The 24309-nt window shown below is 39.4% G+C and carries 31 protein-coding genes; 29 read left to right on the forward strand and 2 right to left on the reverse strand.

All coding sequences use genetic code 11. The annotated features are described in order from the left end of the window. The first annotated feature begins 69 nt into the window (after positions 1–69). The 25 genes from AC1M9J_RS03265 to AC1M9J_RS03385 all read left to right on the forward strand — a co-directional run bounded on the left by AC1M9J_RS03265 (position 70) and on the right by AC1M9J_RS03385 (position 17700). Positions 70–300, forward strand: coding sequence for a hypothetical protein (locus AC1M9J_RS03265; protein ID WP_481587460.1), 231 nt, complete (start codon positions 70–72; stop codon positions 298–300). Between the two features lie 1481 nt (positions 301–1781). After that, the gene (locus AC1M9J_RS03270) at positions 1782–2054 is read left to right on the forward strand and encodes a DUF968 domain-containing protein (protein ID WP_481951867.1); all 273 of its coding nucleotides are present in this window, start codon (positions 1782–1784) and stop codon (positions 2052–2054) included. Next, positions 2054–2590 (forward strand): recombination protein NinB, encoded by a 537-nt coding sequence (locus AC1M9J_RS03275; RefSeq protein WP_481951868.1) that lies wholly within the window; start codon positions 2054–2056, stop codon positions 2588–2590. The genes AC1M9J_RS03270 and AC1M9J_RS03275 overlap by 1 nt, the downstream gene beginning before the upstream one ends. Next, positions 2587–3246 carry a putative metallopeptidase gene (locus AC1M9J_RS03280; RefSeq protein WP_481951869.1) on the forward strand — a complete coding sequence of 220 codons (660 nt, stop codon included), beginning with the start codon at positions 2587–2589 and terminating at the stop codon, positions 3244–3246. Before AC1M9J_RS03275 ends, AC1M9J_RS03280 begins: the two co-directional genes overlap by 4 nt. Before the next feature lie 44 nt (positions 3247–3290). Then, a complete protein-coding gene (locus AC1M9J_RS03285; RefSeq protein ID WP_481951870.1) occupies positions 3291–3827 on the forward strand; it encodes a DUF2280 domain-containing protein in 537 nt (178 codons plus the stop codon). After that, positions 3772–5058, forward strand: coding sequence for a terminase large subunit domain-containing protein (locus AC1M9J_RS03290; protein ID WP_481951871.1), 1287 nt, complete (start codon positions 3772–3774; stop codon positions 5056–5058). The genes AC1M9J_RS03285 and AC1M9J_RS03290 overlap by 56 nt, the downstream gene beginning before the upstream one ends. Positions 5059–5060: 2 nt before the next feature. Beyond that, entirely contained in the window at positions 5061–6488 is a 1428-nt protein-coding gene (locus AC1M9J_RS03295) for a DUF4055 domain-containing protein (protein ID WP_481951872.1), read from the forward strand. A gap of 2 nt (positions 6489–6490) precedes the next feature. Continuing rightward, a complete protein-coding gene (locus AC1M9J_RS03300; protein WP_481951873.1) occupies positions 6491–7621 on the forward strand; it encodes a minor capsid protein in 1131 nt (376 codons plus the stop codon). A 123-nt stretch (positions 7622–7744) separates the two neighbouring features. Further along, on the forward strand, positions 7745–8509 hold the full coding sequence (locus AC1M9J_RS03305) for a DUF6651 domain-containing protein (protein WP_481587450.1): 765 nt from the start codon (positions 7745–7747) through the stop codon (positions 8507–8509). 9 nt (positions 8510–8518) lie between these two features. Next, complete coding sequence (locus AC1M9J_RS03310; protein ID WP_481587449.1) at positions 8519–9466, forward strand: major capsid protein; 948 nt, start codon at positions 8519–8521, stop codon at positions 9464–9466. 38 nt (positions 9467–9504) lie between these two features. Beyond that, the gene (locus tag AC1M9J_RS03315; RefSeq protein ID WP_481951874.1) at positions 9505–9981 is read left to right on the forward strand and encodes a hypothetical protein; all 477 of its coding nucleotides are present in this window, start codon (positions 9505–9507) and stop codon (positions 9979–9981) included. A 7-nt stretch (positions 9982–9988) separates the two neighbouring features. Beyond that, entirely contained in the window at positions 9989–10372 is a 384-nt protein-coding gene (locus AC1M9J_RS03320; protein WP_481951875.1) for a hypothetical protein, read from the forward strand. After that, the gene (locus tag AC1M9J_RS03325) at positions 10369–10755 is read left to right on the forward strand and encodes a hypothetical protein (RefSeq protein WP_481587446.1); all 387 of its coding nucleotides are present in this window, start codon (positions 10369–10371) and stop codon (positions 10753–10755) included. Before AC1M9J_RS03320 ends, AC1M9J_RS03325 begins: the two co-directional genes overlap by 4 nt. Next, entirely contained in the window at positions 10748–11125 is a 378-nt protein-coding gene (locus tag AC1M9J_RS03330) for a hypothetical protein (protein WP_481587445.1), read from the forward strand. The genes AC1M9J_RS03325 and AC1M9J_RS03330 overlap by 8 nt, the downstream gene beginning before the upstream one ends. After that, complete coding sequence (locus AC1M9J_RS03335; RefSeq protein WP_481587534.1) at positions 11125–11502, forward strand: hypothetical protein; 378 nt, start codon at positions 11125–11127, stop codon at positions 11500–11502. Before AC1M9J_RS03330 ends, AC1M9J_RS03335 begins: the two co-directional genes overlap by 1 nt. Further along, positions 11499–11969, forward strand: a complete 471-nt coding sequence (locus AC1M9J_RS03340; RefSeq protein ID WP_481951876.1) for a hypothetical protein — start codon at positions 11499–11501, stop codon at positions 11967–11969. Before AC1M9J_RS03335 ends, AC1M9J_RS03340 begins: the two co-directional genes overlap by 4 nt. Positions 11970–12124: 155 nt before the next feature. Then, on the forward strand, positions 12125–12655 hold the full coding sequence (locus AC1M9J_RS03345) for a Rha family transcriptional regulator (protein ID WP_481951877.1): 531 nt from the start codon (positions 12125–12127) through the stop codon (positions 12653–12655). Continuing rightward, entirely contained in the window at positions 12652–13014 is a 363-nt protein-coding gene (locus AC1M9J_RS03350; protein ID WP_481951878.1) for a hypothetical protein, read from the forward strand. The genes AC1M9J_RS03345 and AC1M9J_RS03350 overlap by 4 nt, the downstream gene beginning before the upstream one ends. 69 nt (positions 13015–13083) lie before the next feature. Continuing rightward, on the forward strand, positions 13084–13998 hold the full coding sequence (locus AC1M9J_RS03355; RefSeq protein ID WP_481951879.1) for a phage tail tube protein: 915 nt from the start codon (positions 13084–13086) through the stop codon (positions 13996–13998). Positions 13999–14036: 38 nt separating this feature from the next. After that, positions 14037–14471, forward strand: a complete 435-nt coding sequence (locus AC1M9J_RS03360; protein WP_481951880.1) for a hypothetical protein — start codon at positions 14037–14039, stop codon at positions 14469–14471. A 451-nt stretch (positions 14472–14922) separates the two neighbouring features. Next, positions 14923–15765 (forward strand): hypothetical protein, encoded by an 843-nt coding sequence (locus AC1M9J_RS03365; RefSeq protein ID WP_481951881.1) that lies wholly within the window; start codon positions 14923–14925, stop codon positions 15763–15765. Further along, on the forward strand, positions 15758–16135 hold the full coding sequence (locus AC1M9J_RS03370) for a HEPN domain-containing protein (protein WP_481951882.1): 378 nt from the start codon (positions 15758–15760) through the stop codon (positions 16133–16135). The genes AC1M9J_RS03365 and AC1M9J_RS03370 overlap by 8 nt, the downstream gene beginning before the upstream one ends. Before the next feature lie 254 nt (positions 16136–16389). Further along, the gene (locus tag AC1M9J_RS03375; RefSeq protein WP_458773076.1) at positions 16390–16533 is read left to right on the forward strand and encodes a YdcA family protein; all 144 of its coding nucleotides are present in this window, start codon (positions 16390–16392) and stop codon (positions 16531–16533) included. A gap of 15 nt (positions 16534–16548) precedes the next feature. Further along, complete coding sequence (locus AC1M9J_RS03380) at positions 16549–16866, forward strand: DUF4236 domain-containing protein (RefSeq protein ID WP_481592629.1); 318 nt, start codon at positions 16549–16551, stop codon at positions 16864–16866. A 66-nt stretch (positions 16867–16932) separates the two neighbouring features. Beyond that, complete coding sequence (locus AC1M9J_RS03385) at positions 16933–17700, forward strand: hypothetical protein (RefSeq protein WP_481587440.1); 768 nt, start codon at positions 16933–16935, stop codon at positions 17698–17700. Positions 17701–17748: 48 nt separating this feature from the next. Here the strand turns inward: AC1M9J_RS03385 and AC1M9J_RS03390 are convergent, their stop codons facing one another. Both AC1M9J_RS03390 and AC1M9J_RS03395 read right to left on the reverse strand, forming a co-directional pair. Further along, complete coding sequence (locus tag AC1M9J_RS03390; protein WP_481587439.1) at positions 17749–18672, reverse strand: hypothetical protein; 924 nt, start codon at positions 18670–18672, stop codon at positions 17749–17751. 192 nt (positions 18673–18864) lie between these two features. Beyond that, on the reverse strand, positions 18865–19146 hold the full coding sequence (locus tag AC1M9J_RS03395; RefSeq protein ID WP_481951883.1) for an Arc family DNA-binding protein: 282 nt from the start codon (positions 19144–19146) through the stop codon (positions 18865–18867). Positions 19147–19290: 144 nt separating this feature from the next. On the opposite strand from AC1M9J_RS03395, the gene AC1M9J_RS03400 reads away from it, so the two are divergent. The 4 genes from AC1M9J_RS03400 to AC1M9J_RS03415 all read left to right on the forward strand — a co-directional run bounded on the left by AC1M9J_RS03400 (position 19291) and on the right by AC1M9J_RS03415 (position 24305). After that, on the forward strand, positions 19291–19452 hold the full coding sequence (locus AC1M9J_RS03400; protein WP_481951884.1) for an Arc family DNA-binding protein: 162 nt from the start codon (positions 19291–19293) through the stop codon (positions 19450–19452). A 74-nt stretch (positions 19453–19526) separates the two neighbouring features. Continuing rightward, on the forward strand, positions 19527–20384 hold the full coding sequence (locus AC1M9J_RS03405) for a BRO family protein (RefSeq protein WP_481951922.1): 858 nt from the start codon (positions 19527–19529) through the stop codon (positions 20382–20384). 78 nt (positions 20385–20462) lie between these two features. Beyond that, on the forward strand, positions 20463–20732 hold the full coding sequence (locus AC1M9J_RS03410) for a hypothetical protein (RefSeq protein WP_481951885.1): 270 nt from the start codon (positions 20463–20465) through the stop codon (positions 20730–20732). A gap of 57 nt (positions 20733–20789) precedes the next feature. Then, complete coding sequence (locus tag AC1M9J_RS03415; RefSeq protein ID WP_481951886.1) at positions 20790–24305, forward strand: tape measure protein; 3516 nt, start codon at positions 20790–20792, stop codon at positions 24303–24305. Positions 24306–24309 lie beyond the last annotated feature (4 nt).

The following is a 24309-nucleotide window of genomic DNA, read 5'->3' on the forward strand; positions in this document are numbered from 1 at the left end:
CAGTTGTCATTGTTTGTACTTTTAAATAAGGCATAATGTGCTTCTTAAATTTAGAGCTAATTTTTATTTATGGTAGATGTAAACCAGTTAAACAATATTTTTAAAGAAACATTAGCGAATAATAAAAAACCTGAAAGAATATTGATAGGCTACAAGCTATATGCAGAGTTAATGAAAGATAGAAGGTTTTTTGAAGAGGTAGTAGGATCCGCTATGAATCCTAGTAAGCGTACTTATCAAAATATTAAAATTAAGATTACTCAAGATGATAGACAGCTTGAATTAAAATCTTCGGGTTAATGAATTCTTCTAATATAATATTGTAACTTATTGCTAATGCTACGCTTTTAGAAATTGAATATTATTTATGCACAGGACCTAACCTGTTCTTCAATTTTACCTCCTCACCCAGGAGGTATTTTTTTGCCTTTTAAATTATTAACAGTTAATGAATATCTATCAGTTAATTTTATTGTGTTTAAAATCACAAATAAATTGAGATTGGATTATTTACATAATTAATCTTTCATTGAATTAGCAAGTTAAAACACTAAATAAATTCCCTTACATTAACTTTAAATTTCAAGTTTAAATGGGTGTTAATGTGATCTTGGGTTGTAACCGTAAGCAAAACGGAACTATTCAAGTTGAAATCCGGAATTGCGTTTTCCTTTCAATAAACCTGGATGTTTAACATCTAACTTGAATTTCTAACGCATGCATGTATTTGCACCATGCCAACCTAAAGGGCTCGCAGGTAAGAGCAAGCCCTTTTTGAAGTACTTGCCGAACTTATTACGGCACTAAACCCCGCTCTAGGTTCATTTGGTGGGGTTTATTTTCTTAAAGACATCACTGTACTTGGTAATTAGGATTTGTATTATCGTGCGTACACTTTCTTGGGTGGGTAGAGATACATAGAATCGCCCAAAAATTTTCTGGAGAATCGTATGCTCCGTAAATTACTTTGTATTCTAGGCTTTCATGGCGCTACTGAAATTGATTACACGATTAATGATGATCAAATAAAAGTGTGCCGAGATTGTTTGAAAGAGGTTGAGTGAGTGCTAACCAAGGTTGCGCTATGAATGCAATGAATGCATTAAATATCAATACCTTATGATTTTTGGCTTTTCCAAAACGTTTTTTAGATCGGTTATAATGTAATCTCTTAATAAGAGATTATTTTTATGTCAGTATTCAATCGAAACTTAAAAAAAAGCCTAGTTGTTGGTGGGCCATTAGAGAAACATTTTACCTACTGTCAAGATGATTTGTTTGCATATAACGGTCTCCCACATATAGAGACTTATTCTAATAATGAGTCGACAGAAGAAATGGTATACGTTTTCACGAAAAGAAAGATTGATCTAGATGGTATTGGTGAAATACAGTGTTATGCGTATGACCAAGAATCGGATGCTAAAGTAAAATCATTCTTAGACTGTTATTTTAGGAATAAGAAAATTAGCAGTCGTGAAGCGTTTAATGATTACGTTAAAGCACTAGTTCTCACTCACACTTAGTTTAACAGTTGCCAAATAATGTTAAGGCACAAAACCCCGCTATAGATTATTAAGAATTGGCGGGGTTTTTCTTTTTTATGAGGTGTCGAATGGTCGATATCGTTGAAGCCGAGAAGAGTCTTAAGAAACTAGAGAGCGATCATTATCATCTAGCACATCTTAATCATTTAAATAGCCGTGAATCATTCAAACAAGATTGTCAGCGTCGCATGAATGAGATCAGAACCCAAACTGACAACTTAAGACATTTAATAAATGCGGAACGCAAAAAGACTCGCTGAGATTCGGAAGCTACCTTGTGTGAGGTGTGGTCAATCGCCAAGCCAAGCTGCTCATTCAAATAGCTCCAAGCATGGTAAGGGTAGAGGGATTAAGGCAAGTGATGAGTTCACGGTGCCGCTTTGCTATTCATGCCATAGTCAATTTGATCAATTTAAGCTTGGAAATAGAGAAGAGTCTGAAAAGCTATTTGAGCAATGGTTAGTAAAGACAGAAGTGATGATGAGTAAGGATGAAGAGGTGTTTTGATGAATCAGAAACTCGAAGCTACATTCATCATCGACTCACATCAAAACATCACAAAAACCATCGGCTTTCTAAATGCATGGCATACCCAAGCAATTGATCAGGGCAAACCTTTAGTCGTTCGCATTAATCAGAAAGAAGATGATCGAAGTAAGGCGCAGAACAGACTGCTTCATATGTGGTTTGGTGAAATAGCCAAAAAGACAGGCGATGATGCTGAATCTGTTAAATACGAAATGAAAAAGAAGTTTTTAGCTCGTATGTGCGTCAGAGATAGCGAGGATGCAGCAGAAGCATTTGAAGCTGTGATTGGTTATCGTGATGTGTTGCGATTGCTAGATGGTCAAGAGAAGTTAATTCACACAGCTAAATACAACCGAGTGGTCAAGATGTTTATTCAGGATCATGTGAAGTCTAGCAAACTTAGTAAGAAACAATTCACTGAGTTTTGCGACAAGATACATGCATTTGCAAATATGGAGCTTGGTGTGTATCTGACTTGTCCTGATGATTTGATGTATTTGAGAGAATCGCAATGAAGCGACCATATCCACCAATCCAAGATAATCAAAATACAGATGTTGAAGATGACGAATTTATTGAAACTGGTGGTCTACTTCACTTCGAGCCTGCCAATAATGATTTATGGCCATGGATTAGAGAAACCTTTCTTGAGACATGGGGTGAGCTTCACAATCCTGATCATGAGCATCTACTAAGTTTTCAACCACCTGAAATCTCATTCCTTTGGGCTTATACAAAATGCGAAGCTAAAGAGCGTCGCGTATTAGGTCAGACTGAAAAAGTGATGATTAATGTTGGTGGTTGGAAGCGTGACCGACAAGAGATGCAATTAATCGATTGGTTTGGCGATGTACCGAGATACTTAATCACATTGGATGCTCGAGTATGCCAGGTGATGAGTGATGTTGATTTCTGCGCGTTGGTCGAACATGAGCTTTATCACATAGGGCATAAGCGAAATAAAGAGTCGGGTGAGTTTGAATACACATCGGTAGGTGAGCCTAGATTGTTCTTACGTGGTCACGACGTTGAAGAATTCCATGGTGTGGTTAAACGTTATGGTGCTTCGACTGATGTACAGAAGATGGTAGAGCTTGCCAACAATGGTCCAATGATTGGTAAGGCTAAAATTGCTCAAGCATGTGGTACGTGTTTATTGAAGTTGGCTTAATTTATTGCCTGATTTGCTATACCTAGCTATACAAAGGGGAGTTTATGGCAGCACTCAAAGAGCCTGTGAAAATCTTTATAGTTCAGTCTCTTGCTTGCTTTGAAACACCTCAACAAGTTGTAGATGCTGTAAAGCAAGATTTCAAGATAGAAATATCACGTCAACAGGTGGCGCTTTACGACCCAACCAAAGTGGCTGGGCAAAACCTTAGTAAAAAATTAAAAGAGTTGTTCTATAAAACGCGTGAAGATTTTAAATCCAATATCTACGACATCCCATTAGCAAATAAAGCTGTTCGCCTCAATGAGTTGCAAAAAATGTACAACGACTGGGGCAAAAACAAAATCATGAAGCAAAACATCATCAAGCAAATTAAAGATGAGATGCAAGGTCATGATGTACAGCTTTTGGATATTGAGCTTAAAAAATTAGAGATTCAGCGCATTAGAGATGGTGAGGATGGGGCGGGTGATGACCCAACACCAGTAAAAGTAACAATCCAAGTTGTGGATGCGAGTAAATCAAATGCCGAACATCAATCCGACACTGAATGTTCCGCAGGCGAACTTTCTTCAACTTAAAAACAAATTTAGAGCCTTTGTTGCTGGATTTGGCAGTGGAAAAACATGGGTTGGTTGTGGGAGTCTCTGTGATAAATCATGGGAGTTTCCAAAAGTTCCGCTTGGCTACTTTGCGCCAACCTACCCACAAATTAGAGATATTTTCTTTCCTACTATTGATGAAGTGGCGTTTGACTGGGGTTTAAAAACCAAAGTATATGAGTCAAACAAAGAAGTGGATTTGTATTACGGTCGCCAATATCGAAGCACTATCATTTGTCGCTCAATGGAAAAACCGCAAACAATTGTAGGTTTTAAGATTGGTCATGCGCTGATTGATGAGCTTGATGTTATGGCAATGACAAAAGCTCAACAAGCATGGCGCAAGATTATTGCTCGTATGCGTGTGAAGCATCCTGGTTTGATGAATGGCATTGATGTTACAACCACACCTGAAGGTTTTAAGTTCACATATGAGCAGTTTGTAAAAGAAGCAAATTTAACACCAGCCAAGCGCGCTTTATATGGAATGATTCAGGCTTCAACTTATGATAATGAAGCCAATCTACCTGATGACTACATTTCATCGCTATTTGAATCGTATCCACCACAGTTAATTTCAGCATACCTACGTGGTCAATTTGTCAACTTAACCAGCGGTGCTGTTTATCCTGATTTTGATCGAAAGCTAAACCATACAGATGCAGAGATTCAGCCGAATGAGCATTTGATTGTCGGCATGGACTTTAACGTCTTGAAAATGGCTTCGGTGATTTATGTCATTCGAGATGGCAAGCCTTTGGCTTTAGATGAGCTTGTTGGGGTGAGAGATACACCAACAATGGCAAGGCTTTTGAAAGAGCGATTTGCGGGGCATGAAATCACTGTAATACCTGACGCAGCAGGGCAAGCGAAATCATCCAAAAACAGCAGTGAATCAGATCATCAAATTTTACGTGATCATGGATTACGTATTGAAGTGAATAGCACCAATCCAGCAATCAAAGATCGCGTGAATGCAACCAATGCGTTGATATTGAATGGTGATGGTGAGCGAACACTACTTATAAATACGAACAAATGCCCTCGATTTACGGAAGCGCTAGAACAGCAGGTTTATGACGATTTTGGGATGCCTGATAAGAAATCAGGACATGACCATGTGAGTGATGCAGGCACGTATCCGCTTGTGAAGCGATTCCCAATTATTAAACCAGTGACACGAATAGACCTACCAATTTTCGGATTTTAATTATGAGTATCACAAGCAAACATGCCGACTTTCTAGAACATGAAAAAACTTGGAAAAAGTTGGATGATGTTTGTAAAGGTCCTGAAGTAATTAAGAAAGCTGGCAAAACTTATTTGCCATTACCAACGCTTTTCAAATCTAAGAACGATGAGACTGGTGAAGATCGTTACAAGGAATACAAGGATCGAGCGATATTTCCAAGCGTAACTTCTGTAACACTGTCAAATCACATTGGCTTGGCATTTGGTAAGACGCCTGTATTTAATCGCCCTGATGAGCTTGCATATTTAGAACGAAATGCAGATGGTGCAGGGCGTTCAATTTGGCAAGTATCGCAGCGTGCAACACGGTTGGTGGAGAGAAATTATCGATGTGGTATTTACGTTGACTATCCAGCAACCACACCGAGTCACACTCTAGAAGAGGATAAATCTAAAAACGCTTTTCCAATGATTCATGTGATTGAGGCGGGCTTAATTGAAGATTGGGATCACATTGTGATTGGTAATCAACGAAAATTAAGCTACGTCAAGATACTTGAGACAGTCAAAGAACGTAATGGGTTTGAAACCTCTGAGACTAAGCAATATCGCTGCTTATGGCTTAGAGTCGTCAATGGTTTATTAACCTACGTTGTTGAGGTTTATAAGCAAGATGATAAAGGTAAGTGGTATTTATTTAGTGAGTCCACTCCGACTGACTTTAATGGTAAAACTTGGGATTACATTCCATTCACTTTTTGTGGTGCCGTAGATAACTCTGATGAGATTCAAATGCCACCTTTGTACGGATTGGCTGAGTTAGAGTTATCGTATTATCGCAGTTCAGCAGATGTTGAGGAATCAGCTTTTATTGTTGGTCAGCCTACTTTATGTTTTCCAAGCATCACACCTGAACAATATGCAATGGTAAAAGAGTCGGGCGTTCAAGTGGGTAGTAGGTCTGGAATCCCAACCGATGGTAAATTCATCCAAGCTGATGAAAATGGTCTAGCTTACAAGCGTATGCAAGATAAGTGGGATCAGATGAAAGAGCTTGGCGCAAGGCTTATTGAGGTTGGTTCGGCAAATAAAACAGCAACCCAAGCAGATAATGAAAACTCGATTCAACATTCGGTTTTGTCGCTTGTGGTTGCAAACGTGTCTGAAGCTTTCACTAATGCTTTGCGTTGGTGTGCAAAATTTGCAATGCCTAGTCATGATTTCACAACCGAAGAGCTAAGTTATTCGATTGCTCAAGACTTTAATAAACCGAAATATGATCCTGTTCGATCTCGTTTGGTCTATGAATCTTGCTTAAATGGCTCGATGCCATGGCTTGTTTGGTATCACTATGAGCAAACAGGCACTTTCACGGATTCCAAGTGGGAGGATGTGGTAAAGCAGATTGAAAAGCGTGAGGACGGGGTGGATGGATTGGATGAGGATTAAGCATGAACATCTCAACGCAAAAAGCCTTGGTCAATGCGTTGAGTCAGCACAACGCTTATTTATACCGAGCTTCATCACAATCAGTTAATGAATTAATCAAGCACTTCAATTCTCACTCAAATGCGAAATTACAGCGTTTAGCAGAGTTGCTTGAGGATTTATCAGAATCAGAGCGAAATGCGCTGAAATCGCTTAATTTTGCGAGTAAAGCAAAGGCTTCAAAGAACATTGAGGAAATTAAAACCATTCTGAACGAGTGGTTTAAATCCATCGATGTTGATCTGAGTGAACAATTCAACAAAACAGCATTAGAGTTGGCAATTTACGAAGCATCTTACGTTGCCAAAATTGCAGGTGAAACAGCAGCAGTCGCAAAAGGCGCTGAGGTATTGAAAAGTGCTAAGGCAATTCCTTTTGCTGGCGGTGCTTTGGTTGATTATCTATTTGCAGATATTGCGTATTCGCTCAGAAAGAAAGTTGAAGACATCATTCGTGATGGTATTTCACAAGGTCAAACCAATCAGCAGATTGTTCAGCGAATCAAGGGTCGAAAGTCTCAAAATTATAAAGATGGCGTGCTTCACGCATCTCGATCAAGCATTGAAAGACAGGTAAGAACAGCACGAAGCCATGTGTCGAATGCGGCATATATTGATACATATAAAGCTCTTGGATACACACATGTAAGAGTTGTCTCCACATTGGATGGTAGGACATGCAAGTATTGTGCATCAATTGACGGCAAAGTGTTTGCAATCGAAGATCCAAAACGCCCTAGATTTCCTGTTCACCCTAATAATAGAACCACTTATGTGGGATGCGATGCTGAAGGAAAGATATTCGGCAAGCGTCCTTTTGTTGCAGATGAGCGAAAAGTTAAAGATATTCCGAAAGATCAACGTGATGGCGTTATTGGTCAGGTAGATGCAAATACCACCTTTAAAGATTGGTTTGAAGAGCAAGATGATTTCTTTAAGCGCAAGTGGCTTGGTAAATCAAAATACCAACTTTACAAGGAAGGCAACTATTCTATCGATAAGTTTGCCGACCCATTAAATAAGCGTGGTTACACATTGGCTGAGCTTGAAGAAATGGATAGGGAAACTTTTAACCGAGTATTAAATGCGGCTTAAGTCCATGACAACAGATTAAACAAACCAAATTCTCAACATGCACCTTCGGGTGCTTTTTTATTGCCTGAAATTCGGATGGATAGGGCGCAACCGAGCGGATGCTCATAATTATGGTGGATACCAATGAAACTTAAAACGACACAAATCGATGGCAAAACGTATGCAGAAGTAGATGGACAAGGCTTACCAATCTTTGTGCATGACGATGGTAAAGAAGTGGGGTTTGATGCTGGCTCAGCAATGCAAAAAATTAGCTCACTCAATGCGGAAGCGAAAACACATCGTGAAGCAAAAGAACAAGCACTTGCTCAACTTAAAAACTTTGAAGGTATTGAAGATCCAGCAGCTGCAAAAAAAGCTTTAGAAACTTTGAAAAATTTTGATGACAAAAAACTTGTGGATGCAGGTGAAGTCGAAAAAATCAAAGCTGAAGCAATCAAGGCTGTTGAAGAAAAATACGCTCCAGTGGTTCAAAAGTTGGAAAAAGTCGAAAACGATTATTACCAAGAGCTAATCGGTGGTGGATTCTTACGTTCTAAGTTCATAGAAGAAAAAATTGCAGCGCCACGCGAGATGGTTCAAGCCACTTTCGGCAAAAACTTTAAAATCGAAGATGGAAAAGTTGTGGCTTACGGTGCTGACGGTCAAAAAATTTACTCACGCTCACGACCAGGTGAAGTTGCCGACTTTGATGAAGCTTTAGAAACTTTGGTTGGTGGATGTCCATTCAAAGATTCAATTCTAAAGGGTAATCAAGCTCAAGGCGGTGGTTATCAGGGTGGTGGTGGATCAAATTCTGGCTTTAAACGTAGTGAGATGAATGCTGATGCTAAAGCAGATTACATTCGTCAGCATGGTCAGGAATCATATTTAAAACTTCCAAAATAAGGAGTCGAAATGACGACTACAGTTAATAGTGACATGATTGTCTACAACCAGTTAGCGCAAACAGCATACCTAGAGCGCCTACAAGACAACCTTAATGTATTTAACCAAGCATCAAACGGTGCAATCCGCTATGTGAATGAAATAATTCAAGGTGACTTTAAACAAGAGTCGTTTTATCGCGTTGGTGGAAGTATCGAGCATCGTGACGTGAACTCGCAGGCAAAAGTTACACCGAAGAAGATTGGTGCTGGTGAATCAGTAGGTGTAAAAATTCCATTTAAATATGGTCCATATGCTTCAACCGAAGAGGCTTTTAAGCGTCGCGCACGCTCACCAGCAGAGTTTGCTGAAATCGTTGGTCAAGATCTTGCTGACGCGTTGGTTGCTGGGCGTCTTCAATACGGTTTGACTGCTTTAAAGGCAGCAATTAGTAGTAATCCTGACATGATTGCTGCTGGAAGCATTGCTGTTGATGGTCGCAAAGCTTTAACTCGAGGTATGCGTAAATTTGGTGACAAGTTTGGACGCATTTCACTCTGGGTTATGAATTCTGATACGTATTTCGATATTGTTGATGAAGCTCTTACAAATCAGGTTTATGGTGAATCTGAGATTGTTATTTATGGTGGGGTACCTGGAACGCTAGGTAAACCAGTTTTGGTGACTGACTTGGTTGGTGACAATGATGCCTTTGGTCTGCAAGCTGGCGCATTGACGGTGACCGAATCGCAAGCACCTGGTTTCCGTGCCTACGACATCAATGATGAAGAGAACCTTGCAATAGGTATGCGTGCAGAAGGTGTCTTTAATTTAGATATCATGGGTTATTCATGGGATACCTCGAAAGGATCCAACCCAACATTGGCGCTATTGGGTGCTGATGCTAACTGGATTAAACATGCTACAAGCAACAAGATGACTGCTGGCACATTGCTTGATTTATCAGGTACACCATAAAGGAGGGCTTAGGCCCTCTTTCTTTTTTGGAGACAGAATTGAAAATTATCTATGCAAAAAAAAGCTCAGGTATTGACGAGTTGGGTTCATTTCAGAATCCAGACTACTACGACAAACCAAACCCATCTGCTGAAGCGGTAATTATTTATGGTGATTACCCGAAAATTAAAGCTGATTACGAGTCGCTAGGTATTGATGTCGAGGTGCGTGAATTACCCAAAGTGAATAAAATCACTGTTCAATTGAATGCTGAAATCGCACCCGAGCTTCAAAAAACAATCGATGATGCTAAAGCTGAATGTGAAAAAGTTGTTGCTGAAAATGAAGCCTTAAAAGCTGAAATTGAAGGCATTAAAACTGAGCGTGATGCATTGGTTGTGAAAGCGAAAGAACTTGAAGAACAGCTTAATGCATCCCAGGCTGAATTAGTTGCTATTAAAAATGCAGGTGTGAATGGTGATTTGCTGTCTGAAAATAGAGATGCAACAACAACCAAAGAAACAAAGAAAAAGTAGGTGAGACATGAGCTTTATTACAGAACAACAAGCGCTTCAGATCATTGGAACACCGTTTGAAATCTCCAGTGATAAAGCTCAAACCTTGATTCTTGCTAATGCTTGGATGAAAAATCAGATTGGTTTTGTTCCTGAGTCAATTGATGAGAATCTTACATTGGCTGCTGCTGAAATTGTTCGTGGCATCATTGATGAAGCACTATTTGTCGGTGTAGATCGTCAAACGGTAAGCGAAACGGTTAATGCCAACGGTGTGTCGGTGAGTGAAACATTTGCCGAGGGTTCAGTTGTTGTAACTCGATATGAGCAAATCGCCAAAGCATTGATTCAGTCTGTTGATCTTGAGAATCCGAATAAGTCGAATGGCTTTGGTTTTGAGGTGTATCGATGACCAAAAAATTACGCCTACCAGCTTGGCACGAGACGCCGTTTCAACACATGCGCTACACGCTAGTCACAAATCAAGAGCAGCTTGACAAATTGCTGTTAAAGATGACATGTAAGCCGAAACTATTTGAGTTTCTTGAGGGTGGTGCAAGCGCAAGAGTGAATTTCCTACCAGATGATTCTGCAATAGTGCAAATTAGCAGTCAGACCGATTGGACAATAAATCAGATTCACAGTCTTCTAACGCACGAAGCGGTGCATATATGGCAAGAAATTAAAAAGAGAATGGGTGAAGAAAACCCGAGTGTTGAGTTTGAAGCGTATTCAATTCAGCTCATCACGCAAGATTTATTTTATCTATATGATTGGAGTTTGGGTCATGATTAAATACAAAATTCAATCCAAACTCGCCAAAGCATTAGATAGCAAATTAATCGATGCAACTCACCCTTTTTCATGCACAAGAATAATTTCAAGTGGTCGATGGAATCCAATTACTGGTCAATATGAAAACCAAGAAACCGAGACTTACACAGGTCGAGGTGTATTGTTTGGCAATTACCTGAAGGATTTGTCAAAGCCTTCTGACTATCTAGTTGATGATTGCAAATCGATTGTGCTGCAGAACGAAGTTACAGAAGAACCGAAAATTGGTGATATTTGGGAAACTCCAAAAGGTGATTTTAGAGTGATAAATGTTTCGCCTGATGCTGCGGATGCAACATGGCTTGTGCAGATACGCAAGGTTACAGTGTAATGAGCTGGAAAGGTTATAAGCCCACACAATTTGCTTTAGATGTAATTGAAGAAAGCGAAGAGCATGTGAAGAAGATTGCAGGTGTTGGTCTACAATCGGTTGTGGTTGGATCGCCCATTATGGATGGTGCATATCGTGGCAATCATCTAATTTCAATCAACAAGGAAGATCACACATTTGATGAAAACCTTAAAGATTTGGGTGGTCAAAGCACGATAGCCAAAGAAAGCGCCAAAATTGTGAAATTTAAGCTCGGTGATAAGTTGTATATTCAAAACAATGCGCCTTACGCGGTAAGGCTTGAAAATGGATGGTCTGATCAAGCATCCAAAGGTGTTTACTCAATCGCATTCATGAATATGAGAAATGTAAAATGATGACACTAAGCCAAGCTGAGCGTGTGATTTACACTCGAATAGGTCAATTTATTGATCGAAGTAAATACATGGCAGGTGCTGATATTCACCAGATTGGTCAAACTGAGCCTTTGGGTAAAGTTGAAACAGGTCAGCCCGATATTGATGTTGTATATGAAAATTCACCACCATACACACCGCCTAAAAATAAATTGTGGTGCAAAGTGTATATAGATTATGCGAATAGCTTGGTGGCTGAACTAGCAGACAACCCACTGGTTAGGCATAACGGATTAATTCAGATTCAGTGTTTTGCACCACTTAGTTCAGGCACTCTACCACTATTAAAACTTTGTGATGAGTGGTTGCTACTCTTGCAGTCATTTAGTGAAGACGATCTGGAGATTCATACAGTCCATGCACCAGCACGTATCGATGACCCTAATTTCTTGGGTCGAATTATTAGAGCTGAGTTCCGAGTGAATTAGCTTGAACACTTAATCAAACCGTCCTTATTGGGCGGTTTTTTTATGCCTGTTTTTAGGCAATCACTGGCTAGAGCGACGGCTCGAAAAGCACGTTTCCATGTTCAACGTGCCTGCCAGTTTCTTTTTTTGAACATGAGCATATGAGAGGAAATCTTATGAACATGATGACAACATTAAATTTACGAGCCATGGTCTCAAGTGAAAATGGTGAGCCGAAGACAACCAGTTATGCTGTGGCTGAAGCATTTGGAAAACTGCATAAAAACGTAATACGAGATATTGAAAAACTAAGATGCTCTGACAAATTTAAAGCGCTCAATTTTGAGCTTTGCTTTGAAAACAACAAGTTACAGAATGGAAAAGCAAGAAAATTTTATAGAATGACTAAAGATGGCTGGATGTTTTTAGTTATGGGCTTTACTGGTGAGAAGGCTGATGCAGTAAAAGAGCAATTTATTGATGCGTTTAACTGGATGTCAAACCAATTAACCCAAGTCTTTCAATCCAAATGGGCTAGATATAATTATATTGTGGGTTATCGCGAAAATCGCAAACAGCAAGTTAGTTGCTCAGCTAGAGATATGAATGTGTGGAAACATGAAAAGCATCCACTTGATAAAGAAATAGCTCAATTGGAAGGTGAATTGCAACCTTCGTTGCCATTTGCTAGTGAGGCTCTGATGTGAATCTAATTACAGACAATGCGTACCTTATTTTTGCGTGCAAGCGAGTAAGTGATAGCGACTTAGAGGCTGACTTTATTGTTGATGGTGTAGTTTATGTTGTTGTGGCTGCATCTAAGGCTAACATGCTTAATCTTGCTGAAAAGCAGGAAGAAATAGAAGCCAAATTCCCAAAACATAAAATCATCGTGACGCAGCGACCACTGTTCAACTTAATTGAAACACTGGATCAACTTGAGCAATTAGAGGCTGCAATGATTTCTGATGGCGACTTGATACACAACAAGCCAACTGGTCGAATTGTTGATGCTTTTAATTGGGAAAATAAGCATGACGGAGCAAGACAGCGTGGACACTGCTAAAGAGAAATTTAAAAACCAATTCCACCGCCTACATGGCGGTTTTTTTACGCCTAAAATTAGGAGATTGCCATGTCTAGTGGTGCTAAACAAATACTTCAAATTGCCAAAGAAACAGTCAATGGCACAACGCCAACACCTTTTGCAAGACAAACCCTGCCATTTATTGACTGCTCATTAAATCAAGCAGCAGAGAAAGAAGAATCTCAATCTGTTGTAGATTCAAGACTGGATGAAGCTTCTGCTGTGGTTGGCGCAACTTATGATGGTGATATTAACGTTGAGGCTCGATATGGAGCGTTTGATGATTTAATTGCAGCCGCAGCATTTAATAACTGGGCTACAAATACACTAACATTCGGCGGAATTCTTCGACAGTCGTTCAGTATTCTGTGGGGTTATTCCGATATTGCGAATTACCACACATTTGCAGGTATGCATGTAAATACGTTCGGCATCGATATTCCAGCTAAGGGCATGATCAAATTTAGCTTTGGATTCATGGGCAAAAAGCGTACTCCATCGAACACATTGCCAGCAGGTTCAGTAACAGCTGCTTCAACAAACAAAAAACTATCAAATGTGTCGGTGGGTGAAATCCTGATTGATGGTGTGTCTACAAAAGGCGTTGCGTGCGTGTCTGCATTCTCGTTCAATTGGGAAAATGGCATCACACCGCAAGAGTGCTTAGGCTCAGGTTTAACAATTGAAAGCCTCATCGAAACAAGCGCAAAAGGCTCAGGAAATCTAACAGTAGCATGGAGCGCTAAAGCTGCTGAAATGTATGAAAAGCAATTTGTAAATACTCCGGTCACCATTGTTATCCCAATTACTGATGCTGATGGTAATGCTTACACGCTCACTATTCCAAAAGCTGAATTAACAGCACCTCTGGCAACTGGGTCTAAAACTGATCAGATTTCTACTACTTTTGAATACAAAACCGTTGAACAAGCGCCGACTCTTGTTCGCACTCCAAAAGCATAATTCACACCGCCTTCGGGCGGTATTTTTTTGAGGTCTATATGGCTTTAGTTGTTGAGATTAAAGAAAGTAAAAATGTGTCTTTATGGAAAGAATATAAAGATGCTGAAGGTAACGTATTAGCCGAATTCAAGATTCGTGGTGCTGCATATCCTGCTTATCAGGTTGCAATTGAGCGTGCGCACAATCAGGTATCTTCAAAAGGTTTTGATGTCACCAAGGCGAGTGCTAGTGATCGATTACTGCATGAGCTTCACCTTGATGCTGCTGCCTGTCATCTCATTGAAGATTGGAAAGGCGTAGCACTTAAAGAAAATGACGAAGTTATTGAAGTGCCTTATTCAGCTGAAAATGCAATGAAGCTTTTTAACTTGGGTGATATTGGTCCACAAATTTGGGCTTTTGTTAAAACGCAATCTGAGTTGATTCAATTTGAGGCTGATAAGCATCGAGATGAAACACTGGGAAAGTCTTAAGTCTTTATGACTGGATTCAGTACGAAAGTGAAGAAGAAGCCAACGAGGATAACCTAAAGCGCAAGGCAATCGCTGAAGCTTTAGGGCAGCCTTTACCTGATCCAATCACTAAGCCTGAATATTCTTATACAGCAAATCTCATTTTAAATGCTTTCAACATCATTGCTCGATCAAGAAACTATGAACAAGGCACACCATTGCCTATTGATATGAGTGCAATTGCTCAGTATCTACAGATTTATGAAGCACCTTGTCAGCTTCATATTTTTGTAGATTGCATTGTGATGATGGATAACAAGTTTTTGGATGGGGTTTATAAAAGGATGAGTGAGAAATCAGCGTGAGTTGGTTTCTTGCTTAACACGACGCTATGAGTGTGTTTGATGATACTAGAAGGGAACAAAACGACACATATACTGACGAAGCGATAGGGAATCATTGTTGACGATTTATGCGCATGCGCATAATATGGCAGCATAAACACGCTATAAAGTTAGATATGACCATTCCTGCTCTTCAAACTGTATATTCAGAAATCTTAGATGAGATGTTTTCTGAGGTGGAGAAGACAACGAGTGAATTCAAGATTCATTCGTGGAAAAGACGTGCTGAAAAATTAAAAACCATTGATATGTTTCAGTATAAAATATTGATGGGAATCTTAGCAGCATATGAAAATGATAATACTACTGGAATTAATGCTGTAAATTCAGCATTAGCTTTGACATCTAATAACAATAAAAAAGCTATAGCCTATAGATGCGTAGGCAATATGAAATTCCATATGGGGAAACCTCAAGAGGCCCTAGATGCCTATTGGAGGGCATATCAACTTACCTATGAACCTAGCTATTTTGAGTCATTTCTTTCTGTTGTATCTAACTTTGTTTTGTACGACCCAAGGGTTGAAGATATGAAATCTCTTGATCAAGAAAAGAAAGTAATTTTTAAGGAGAGGCTAGCAAGCTTTCTTAAAGAAACAGAGGATCTTAAAAATAGCTGCTTAAATATAGAAATATATCGATCTATTTTAATAGAAGCCTTTAAAATTTATTTTTCACATTGTAGCGGTGTAGTGCATCGACTTACGATAAACACTGATTCTCACTTGTCGACCATCTTATTTAATTCCGAGCTCAGCTTGGAAGTGATTGGAAAACTGAATGATGAAATGAGTGAGGCATTAGTAAATTTACTTGATCACTATGATTACGATGAAATTTTAAAATTTCCAATTATCTTCACATCAGAAGATCATGCAAATGAGGCTCGCAAGGAAGCAATTTGTGGATAGTTTAGATTTTTTAAAATTTGCAAAAAAGATTATCGCGCTATCTCCTGTAGAGGAAATTGATTATCGCCAAGCAGTTGGGCGTAGCTACTATTGTGCATTCCATCAAGTTAAAAACAAAGCCGACTCTTTAGGGATCCCTGTCAATGCATATAAGGGTGGGACTCACTCATCTCTACGACAAACTCTTATTGAGCTAAGACCAGCAAACAATAAATTAAAAGGTTTAGCCTTTAAATTAAATAATTTTCATATTTTAAGGGTAGCAGCTGATTATAAGCTGGATACAGTTGTAACAAGCAAAACTGCGAATGAGGCTATTCAGATGTGTGAAAAAATAATTTCTGATTTAGCTACTGTCACAAAGTTGTAGTTTTTAATAGCTTGTAAGACAAGAACCACCTTCGGGTGGTTTTTTAGTGCTGGAATTAGTATCTTGTGGTTACTTATAAGAAGATATTCATATGAAAAGATTATTAGTTGCAGGGGTGATTGGGTTTGGTTTTATTTTGGGTGGCTAAGGCTGCCCTGATTGATTTTTAAACGAAGTTTGATTAAAGTTTTGATGTACTTAATAAAAACTTCGGAAATAACATGAAAAATATTTTAGGTTTAACTTTTGTCTTGATGTTTGCTTTTACGAGTACTGCAGAAGCGGGAAAGGGGCGTAAACCTTGTTCAGGAAAAAAGGGTGGTATTAGTCATTGCCAAGGAACAAAGTTTGTCTGCAATGATGGTTCTATTAGCGCATCTAAGAAAATATGTAGATAACAGGGTGTGATTGATATGGGACTTAATTTTAGAAAGAGTTTTAAAGTCGCACCTGGTGTTAGGCTTAATGTTGGAAAGAAAGGCATTTCGAGTGTATCAGTCGGTGGCAAAGGTGCTCGTGTGAGCGTAGGAAAAAAGGGAACGAGAACAACAATCTCAGCACCAGGTACTGGATTGTCCTACTCATCATATAAACCGCACAAAAGCAAAGCACAAAAACAAACTCCGCAAAATAATCTTATGAGTTCAACCAACTCTTCTGAGCCTGATTGGATAGTAATAGGAATAGTCGGCTTTATTATTTTAATGATATTTATCTGGGTTATAAGTTAATAAATTGATTAAAGTTTTTGAGTTGGTTAAAGTTCGCGGGAACTTTATAACAACTTGGATATAACCATGAAAAAAGTAATTGGATTGGGTCTATTAACTTTGGCATTGACTGCTTGCGGTGGTGGCGGGGGTAATTCCTCTTCTTCTAATAATGAGGGAGATAAAACACCTGTAGCTAATGCTGAAATCAATGGTGTTTACACCGGCAAGACCAATCAAGCGCAAAATGTTATTGGGTTGGTAGATAAAAATAATAAATTCTGGTTTCTATATACACCACCTTATTCTAACGGAATTACTGGCTTCATGACTGGTGACTTAACTGTTTCTGGTAACACAGTAAAAGCGAATAAAGGGAAAGACTTTTATTTTGGTGGTAGTGCAGTTTACGACACATCTATTAATGGTACTTTTGAAACTAAAAAGAGCCTAAATGGAACGATCACTTATACGCCTTCAAATAAGGTTACATTTGACACCCTATATGACGCTGATTTAAATAATACGGTATCCAATCTGACGACAATCACAGGCTCTTACATAGGTCAATCAGCGATTGTTGAAGGTATTGAAGAAGCAACCTTAACAATTTCAAATACGGGTGTGATTTCAGGTAAGGGACAAAGTGGCTGTACGTTCACGGGGAAAATTGCAGTTGAAGAAAATGCACCTTACTACAATGTTGATTTAGCTTTTGGTTATTCACCTTGTCTCTTAGCGGGACAGTCTGTAAAGGGCGTGGTTTATTATGATTCATCAATTAAATCACTTTATGCAGTGGCAGAAAATAGCAATAGGCAGAACGCAGTACTGTACTTAGGAACAAAACAGTAACTCCCATAGTTTTGAAATTTACTTAAAGAAGCACCTTAGGGTGCTTTTTTAATCCAAATTTGGCCTATTTTTGATGACCAAATCATCTATTTTAAAAGTTTGAATATTTTTGTGTTTATTTACTAGTAAGCAGGATCCTTGTATGCAGAAATCTGTCATATGATAGCCCTTTAACTCAGGTTTAGTTTTTGAGCTAACCAAAGGGAAGATTGGTGCCGAATTCTTGTTTTGAGGTGAAAAGGTGTACACATAATTCAATTGAGCGTCCTGGTATCCAAGATTAATTGCTTTAGCCCCGCTTTGGAATATCCACACCAGTAAATGAAGAATAAGAAATATAACCATAAAATATAGAACTATTTTTAAAACATTTTGAGCCTCGGATGTGCGTTTATCACGCCCATAAATTTGGTATGAAATTGCTTCCGTGGTCATATTTTGCTCAAACATTACTTGGTTTGTATAAGTTTTTGAATCCTGATTGAGTGTAATAATCCATCTTTTAAATCTCGCCCACTTTGAGTTTTGTATATTTAAATGATGGGCTGGTACATGATTATTAGCTTCCATATCCTGAGGATTAGGGTTCTGGAATTGCATGTAGAACCTAGAAATTATTTTTGCGATTATGGTTTCTAGAAATGGGCTAAAGCGCTTAGAGACTATAAAATAAACAAGAATAATGAAGTTTGCACACCAAGCACTTAATTTTGTAATGCCAAAATCCCATTGCTTTGAAGAAAACCCACTTAAAAATGCTATCAAAATAAATGAGAGGGTTAAGTATAATGTCCCCTCAATAGAAATTAACAGGCCTTGTATTATGGTGGCTATTAAAGGTAATTCATAAGGGGTAATTGGATAATTGAAGAAGCTGGTGTAGCCATATTGATACCAGTAACCACACCAGTATAGATAACCAGTAAAGAATGAAAGGATAACAGCCAAGTCAAAGTTAAAAGAAAATTTCATATTTTTATTAAGTAGTTTGATTTAAGAAACAGCACAACCTCAAATTGAGGTCGTGGAAGCAAAGACCAGATCTGGTGCATGGCACCCAGATTGAGGGTCAATGGTAACGGTACTCGGATTGAGGGGCGTTGAATTAATAATCTCGTCCATCCAAGTAATTCAACCTATCTGTAGCTTCACTCTGGAAGGACTCTAAATACTCGACATTTTTTCAAGTTCTTTAACTCTCGTATCCAATTCTTTAAGCCTTAATAATTCATTTAATACTGACTTAGCCCAAGCCTCAAGTTTATCAGGGTCAGTAATATTTTTTGGATTGGTTGGCTCGGGAAGATTGTCGAGTTCAAATGTGGTCTCAAGTCGCAAAATTAATTCAGCAGTAAGTGTTCTGCCATTGTTCTTGGCAGCTTCGTCCAGCTTATCTTTGAGTTCAGCAGGTATTCTAAAGTTAACTTGTGGGTCTGTTCGTGCCATAGGTTTATAACAACTAATGTTCCAATGTACATAAACTATAGTGTGCTATAAATAAATAGTCAAAAATTTATTGACACCAAATAAAGCACCTGCTTTAATGTGATTGTGATGTTGAATTACATCACATGCTATAAGGAGAATCTAATGGCAAGACAAGACCCACAGGTAAACGTGCGTATACCTGAAAAAACTTTAGAGCGATTTAAAATTGAAACAATTAAGGACCGCAGAACTATTACCGCTCAGCTAAATATGATCATTGAAGAATGGTTAGATAAGCGAGAAAAAGAGAGTGCGAAAGCATGAAATCAACAGACAACAAAAAAGCCCAACACTTGCAGGCGGCGGGCTTCAATGTTGTTAACAAAGGAATATTAACGATGTCTAGTTTAGCATTAAGTTTTAACGAAGTAAATTTTACACCTGTTCAACAAGATAATCAGATTTGGCTTACAGCGAGTGAATTGGCGAAAGCTCTTGGTTACTCAAAGTCAAATGCTGTAACTCAGGTTTATGAGCGTAATCAGGATGAGTTTAATTCATCAATGACTACTGTAATTAATATGAACTCAAACGGGTCTTTCGAGAACCTCAATTTGAGGCTCCCGAAGAAAGAGCAAAATTTAGTCAAAACAGTTCGTATCTTTTCCCTTCGTGGTGCGCACTTGATTGCAATGTTTTCTAAAACAGCAATCGCTAAGCAGTTCCGTAAATGGGTTTTAGATATTCTTGATCATGAAGTTGTGACGCAGCAAGTCAATTCACGCCAAGTGATTACACCTGAACAAAAAGATACCCTGCAAAAAATTGTTGACCACAAAGTAAATGGAAATCAGGGCTTGCGTGCGCAGGTTTGGACACGACACAACCGCCATTTCAAAATCAATTCCTATCATGAATTACTGGCTATCCATTTTGATGATGCTGTCAAATACTTGCTTGAAATGGAAGTGAAGCAAAGAATTGAGAAGCAAGAAGTTAAAGCCTTGCCTTATCCACAAGAGGTTATTCAAGTTGCTGAACAGATTAATCAGGAATTTAACAACTCACGGTATGATTCTTGGCATGTATCTGCTCGTAACGGTGTGCTGACCGCAATGCCACTACCACCAGGCTTCTACCCAACAATGGATATTGCTGAATTTACTAAGCGTTTTGATAGTTTGCTGGACTTACTGTACGGAACAGATACGTTGCGCGTAGGAAGGCATTTCCTGAGAGAGCGAAATTCTAAATAAGACAAGAGCCACCCTCGGGTGGTTTTCTTTTGATCGGATTGTTAGTATTGTGTGAATTTTAATACTGTGAGCACTAATATGAGCACAACGGAAGCCATAAAAGAAAGCGAGACTTGTAATTTTGTTGGATTGGCGATAATGGCCATAGGGCTTGTTACAGGGTTGATTTTAATACTTGTGTTTGGGCGTATTGAAGTTGTGTCCACATATAGGGTCGAAAAAATATGGTCCACGCCAATAATTATTACAGGTGTGGGTGCAATCTTAAACGGCCTGATTTTAGGGTATTTGTTCCAAAAAATAGGCTCTATCTTAAATCATCTAGAAAACACAAAAACAAATACCTAGATAAACCCTAAAACAACCCCGCAATGCGGGGTTTTTTATTGCCCGCAGGAAAGTGAAATGAGTGTACAACGTAATACATTAGTCATCGAAATCGATACAACAAATGCAGCACGAAACGCGCGTTTGATTTCAAAAGAGCTGGAAAGCATTGAGCGTAATGGCACTTATGCCAGTAAATCAATGGATAGTGCGTCTGTAGCTATTCGCCAACTTGCGGGAACAATGGCGGGTTTGGTGACGGTAAGTGCTGCAATAAATAAAATTGATACATACACCAATCTAAACAACCAGCTAAAACTCGTTACTAACTCACAAGAAGAATTAAACACAGCACTATCAGACACGTTCGCAATCGCACAGCGTTCAGCAGCATCTTGGGAAGCTGTTAACAGTGTTTATGCTAAATATATGTCTAACGCCCAAACACTGAATTTAAGTCAGGAAAAATCTGCAAAACTTACAGAGGTAACTGCTAAAGCTGTAGCCCTCAGTGGCTCAACTGCTGAAGCAGCTGCGGGAGCTTTATTTCAGTATGGACAAGCCTTAGATGGAAATATTTTACGTGCAGAAGAGTTTAATAGTTTAGTTGATGGTGCTGGCGGACTACTTAATGCTATGGCTATGGGGCTGGGCGTTACGCGCGGTGAACTTCGCCAAATGATGCTTGACGGAAAACTTACTGGCGAAGTTATGACGGAGGCATTATTAAAGGCAGGCGACAGTGTAGATGAGTTGTTTAACAAGACGGATGTAACCATAGGGCAATCTCTAACAATGCTCAGTGATGCTATCACTAAGTTTACAGGAGAGGCTGCATCTGGATCCGGTGCTGCGACTATTCTTGCTGACTCAATCGGTGTACTTGCTAAAAATCTCGATCTGGTTGCAGATGTCGCCGTAGTGGGCGGTGTAGCAATGTTAACTAAAACAATTGTTACCCAAACGATAGCTACCTATGGGTCTATCGCTGCCTCTGTAGCAAAGAGAAATAGCTTACTTTCTGAATTGGAGGCACAAGCTACATTAACTGCCACTGAAGCAAGAAGAACCGCATCTATTGCTCAATATACACAGATGCAATTGGCAGATGCTAAAGCCACAGCTGCACGTATGACCGGTATAAAGCGTCTTGCTTATGTCCAGGCAACTGTTATCCCACTTGAAGCAAAGGCCACACAAGCTACGGCAGCACACACAGCAGCAACCAATGCAGACACCTTGGCACAGGAAATCAATAATAAGGCTCGCTCTCGTGCCACTATGCTGCTTGGAATGGTAGGAGGTCCAATTGGTGCTATAACACTAGGAGTTACAGCCTTATCGGCGGGATATTTATTATTTGCTGATCGTACAGCGAAGGCGAATGCAAAGCTTGAAGAGCAAGCTGCTGTAGCTAATAAAGCATCTGAAGAGTTGCAAAAACTTGAAGGTCATCAAAGATCAGCTGCGAAAGACGATCTTGCAGCATCATTTAAGTTGCAAAATGATGAATTGGGCAGATTACATACACAGATAGGCAATACAGTTTCTGAGATTACAAGACTGCAATCCCACAATGCAGAGTTGTCTAAAATATTGGTTGGGGTGAGAGCTGGAACGATATCTTATGATGAAGCTTTAAAGGTATTAAACAATACTAAAGGCGCTACTCCTGACATCATCAAAAAACTAACCGATGAGATTGCTAAGTACGAAGAACAGCGGGCTAAAGTTCAGCAAAATGCAGACGCGCAAAAGACACTAGGTGTAGAGGTCAGGCTTGCAGGTAATGCCGCTCAAAATACCGTTAGTCAACACACAGCACAAGCTAATGCTATAGATAAAGTGGCTATAGCAGCCGCAGGAGCATCCAAGGAGCTTCAAGATTATCGCAAGCAACTTAGAGATAAGGATTTATCAAATCTTTATGAGGCTGCTTACTTGGATCAAGGCTACTCTCCCGAACAAGCTAAAGCGCTAGTTGAGGCTCAAAAAGCTATAGGTATTGATAGTGGGATCTTAAGTCAAGATCAAATTAACAATGCCTTAAAATCTGTTCAAATTGCAGAGAGAAGGAATCAACTGGAGGATAAATATAATCAAAAGGTTAAAACCTCTAATAAGTCTCAAAAAGAAAGTAAAAACAGTGAAGATCATCGCCTTAGAGAGCAGCAGCAAATCATCTCATCATACTCGGATGACTTTAAAAAATTTAGAATCAATTATCTTCAGGAAGTTGAGCGCATCAAAAATGTAAAATTTGGAGATGGTGAAGCTGAACTTTTAAAAAAAGCTGAACAGCGTTATTTATTCGAAGAGGACATGTTTCTTCGCCAGATTACTGAAGAAATCAATGCTCACAAGTGGTCTGAAGAGGAAAAACTTAATCATTATTATGATAGTCAGCGGTTAATTGCTGAAGAATCAGGCAAATATAATGATGAGTTAAAAAAACTCAAAATTGACTCGTTGGACGATCAGCAAGCACACGAACTCGCCCTAATCAAACTAGCTCAAGAAACACGCATCTTCTATATGAAGCAAGCGTTGATGACTGAGAGTGAAGCGATTAGGGAGCAGTACCGCCTTGAGATGGAGGAATTAGCACAAATTGGTGATGAAAAAGAACGCCAAGCCCTTAGAAGTGCTAAATCTGCTCAATTTGTACAAGGTGGTATTCAGGTAGTTGACCAATCTTATGAGATCAATAGAAAAGGTAAAAGTAATGTTGAATTACTAGAAGCTGAAACAGGTCGCGAGTTAGCACTACTTGAGCAGCGTTTTCAAGCAGCACAGCAAGCCCATAGGGATAATGCAAATGAGCTACTTGAAATTGAGCGCACTTACATCGAGGCAAAAGAGCAACTTCATAAACAGCATGATGTTGCACTAGTGGATGCCCGTGAAGCTGACCACAATAACCAAATGCAATTCTATGGGCAAATGCTCTCTAGTGCTGGAGCGGTTTGGGGTGACATGACCCAGATGATCAAGGATGCAAAGGGTGAAAACTCTAAAACATTCAAAGCAATGTTTATTGCGCAAAGAACAATGGCAATTGCACAACAGATCATCAATACAGAGTTGGCAGCTGGCGCAACCACTGCACAAACAGGTATTTTTGGCTTACCTGCTGCTCAGGTTATACGAGGCATTGGTTATGCATCGGTTGGCTTAATTGCTGCTCAAACCCTTGCTGGCTTCTCAGGTGGCGGCTTTACGGGCTACGGTGGCAAGTACGAGCCTGCTGGTATTGTCCACAAAGGTGAGGGTGTTTTAAACCAAGAGGAAATACGTGCGATTGGTGGTGAAGCTGGGTTTAACCAACTCAGACAAGCGATCAAGAGTGGGTACTCTACAGGTGGATTGGTAAAAGACAACCAAAGGGTTGGCTCACGAGTTGTTAATTCAATCCAACAACCAATTTCAACATCTAAAGCTGAGTCAATATCCATTCAAAACCACATTACGATTGCAAGTGATGGTAATGCGACAACACATAGCGACAGTAAGCAGCTTGGTGAAATGATTAATCAGGCGGTAATTGCGGTGATACGACGCGAACAACGGCAGGGTGGATTGTTGGCGAAGTAGATTA

This window comes from Acinetobacter sp. ANC_7588, assembly GCF_056783995.1.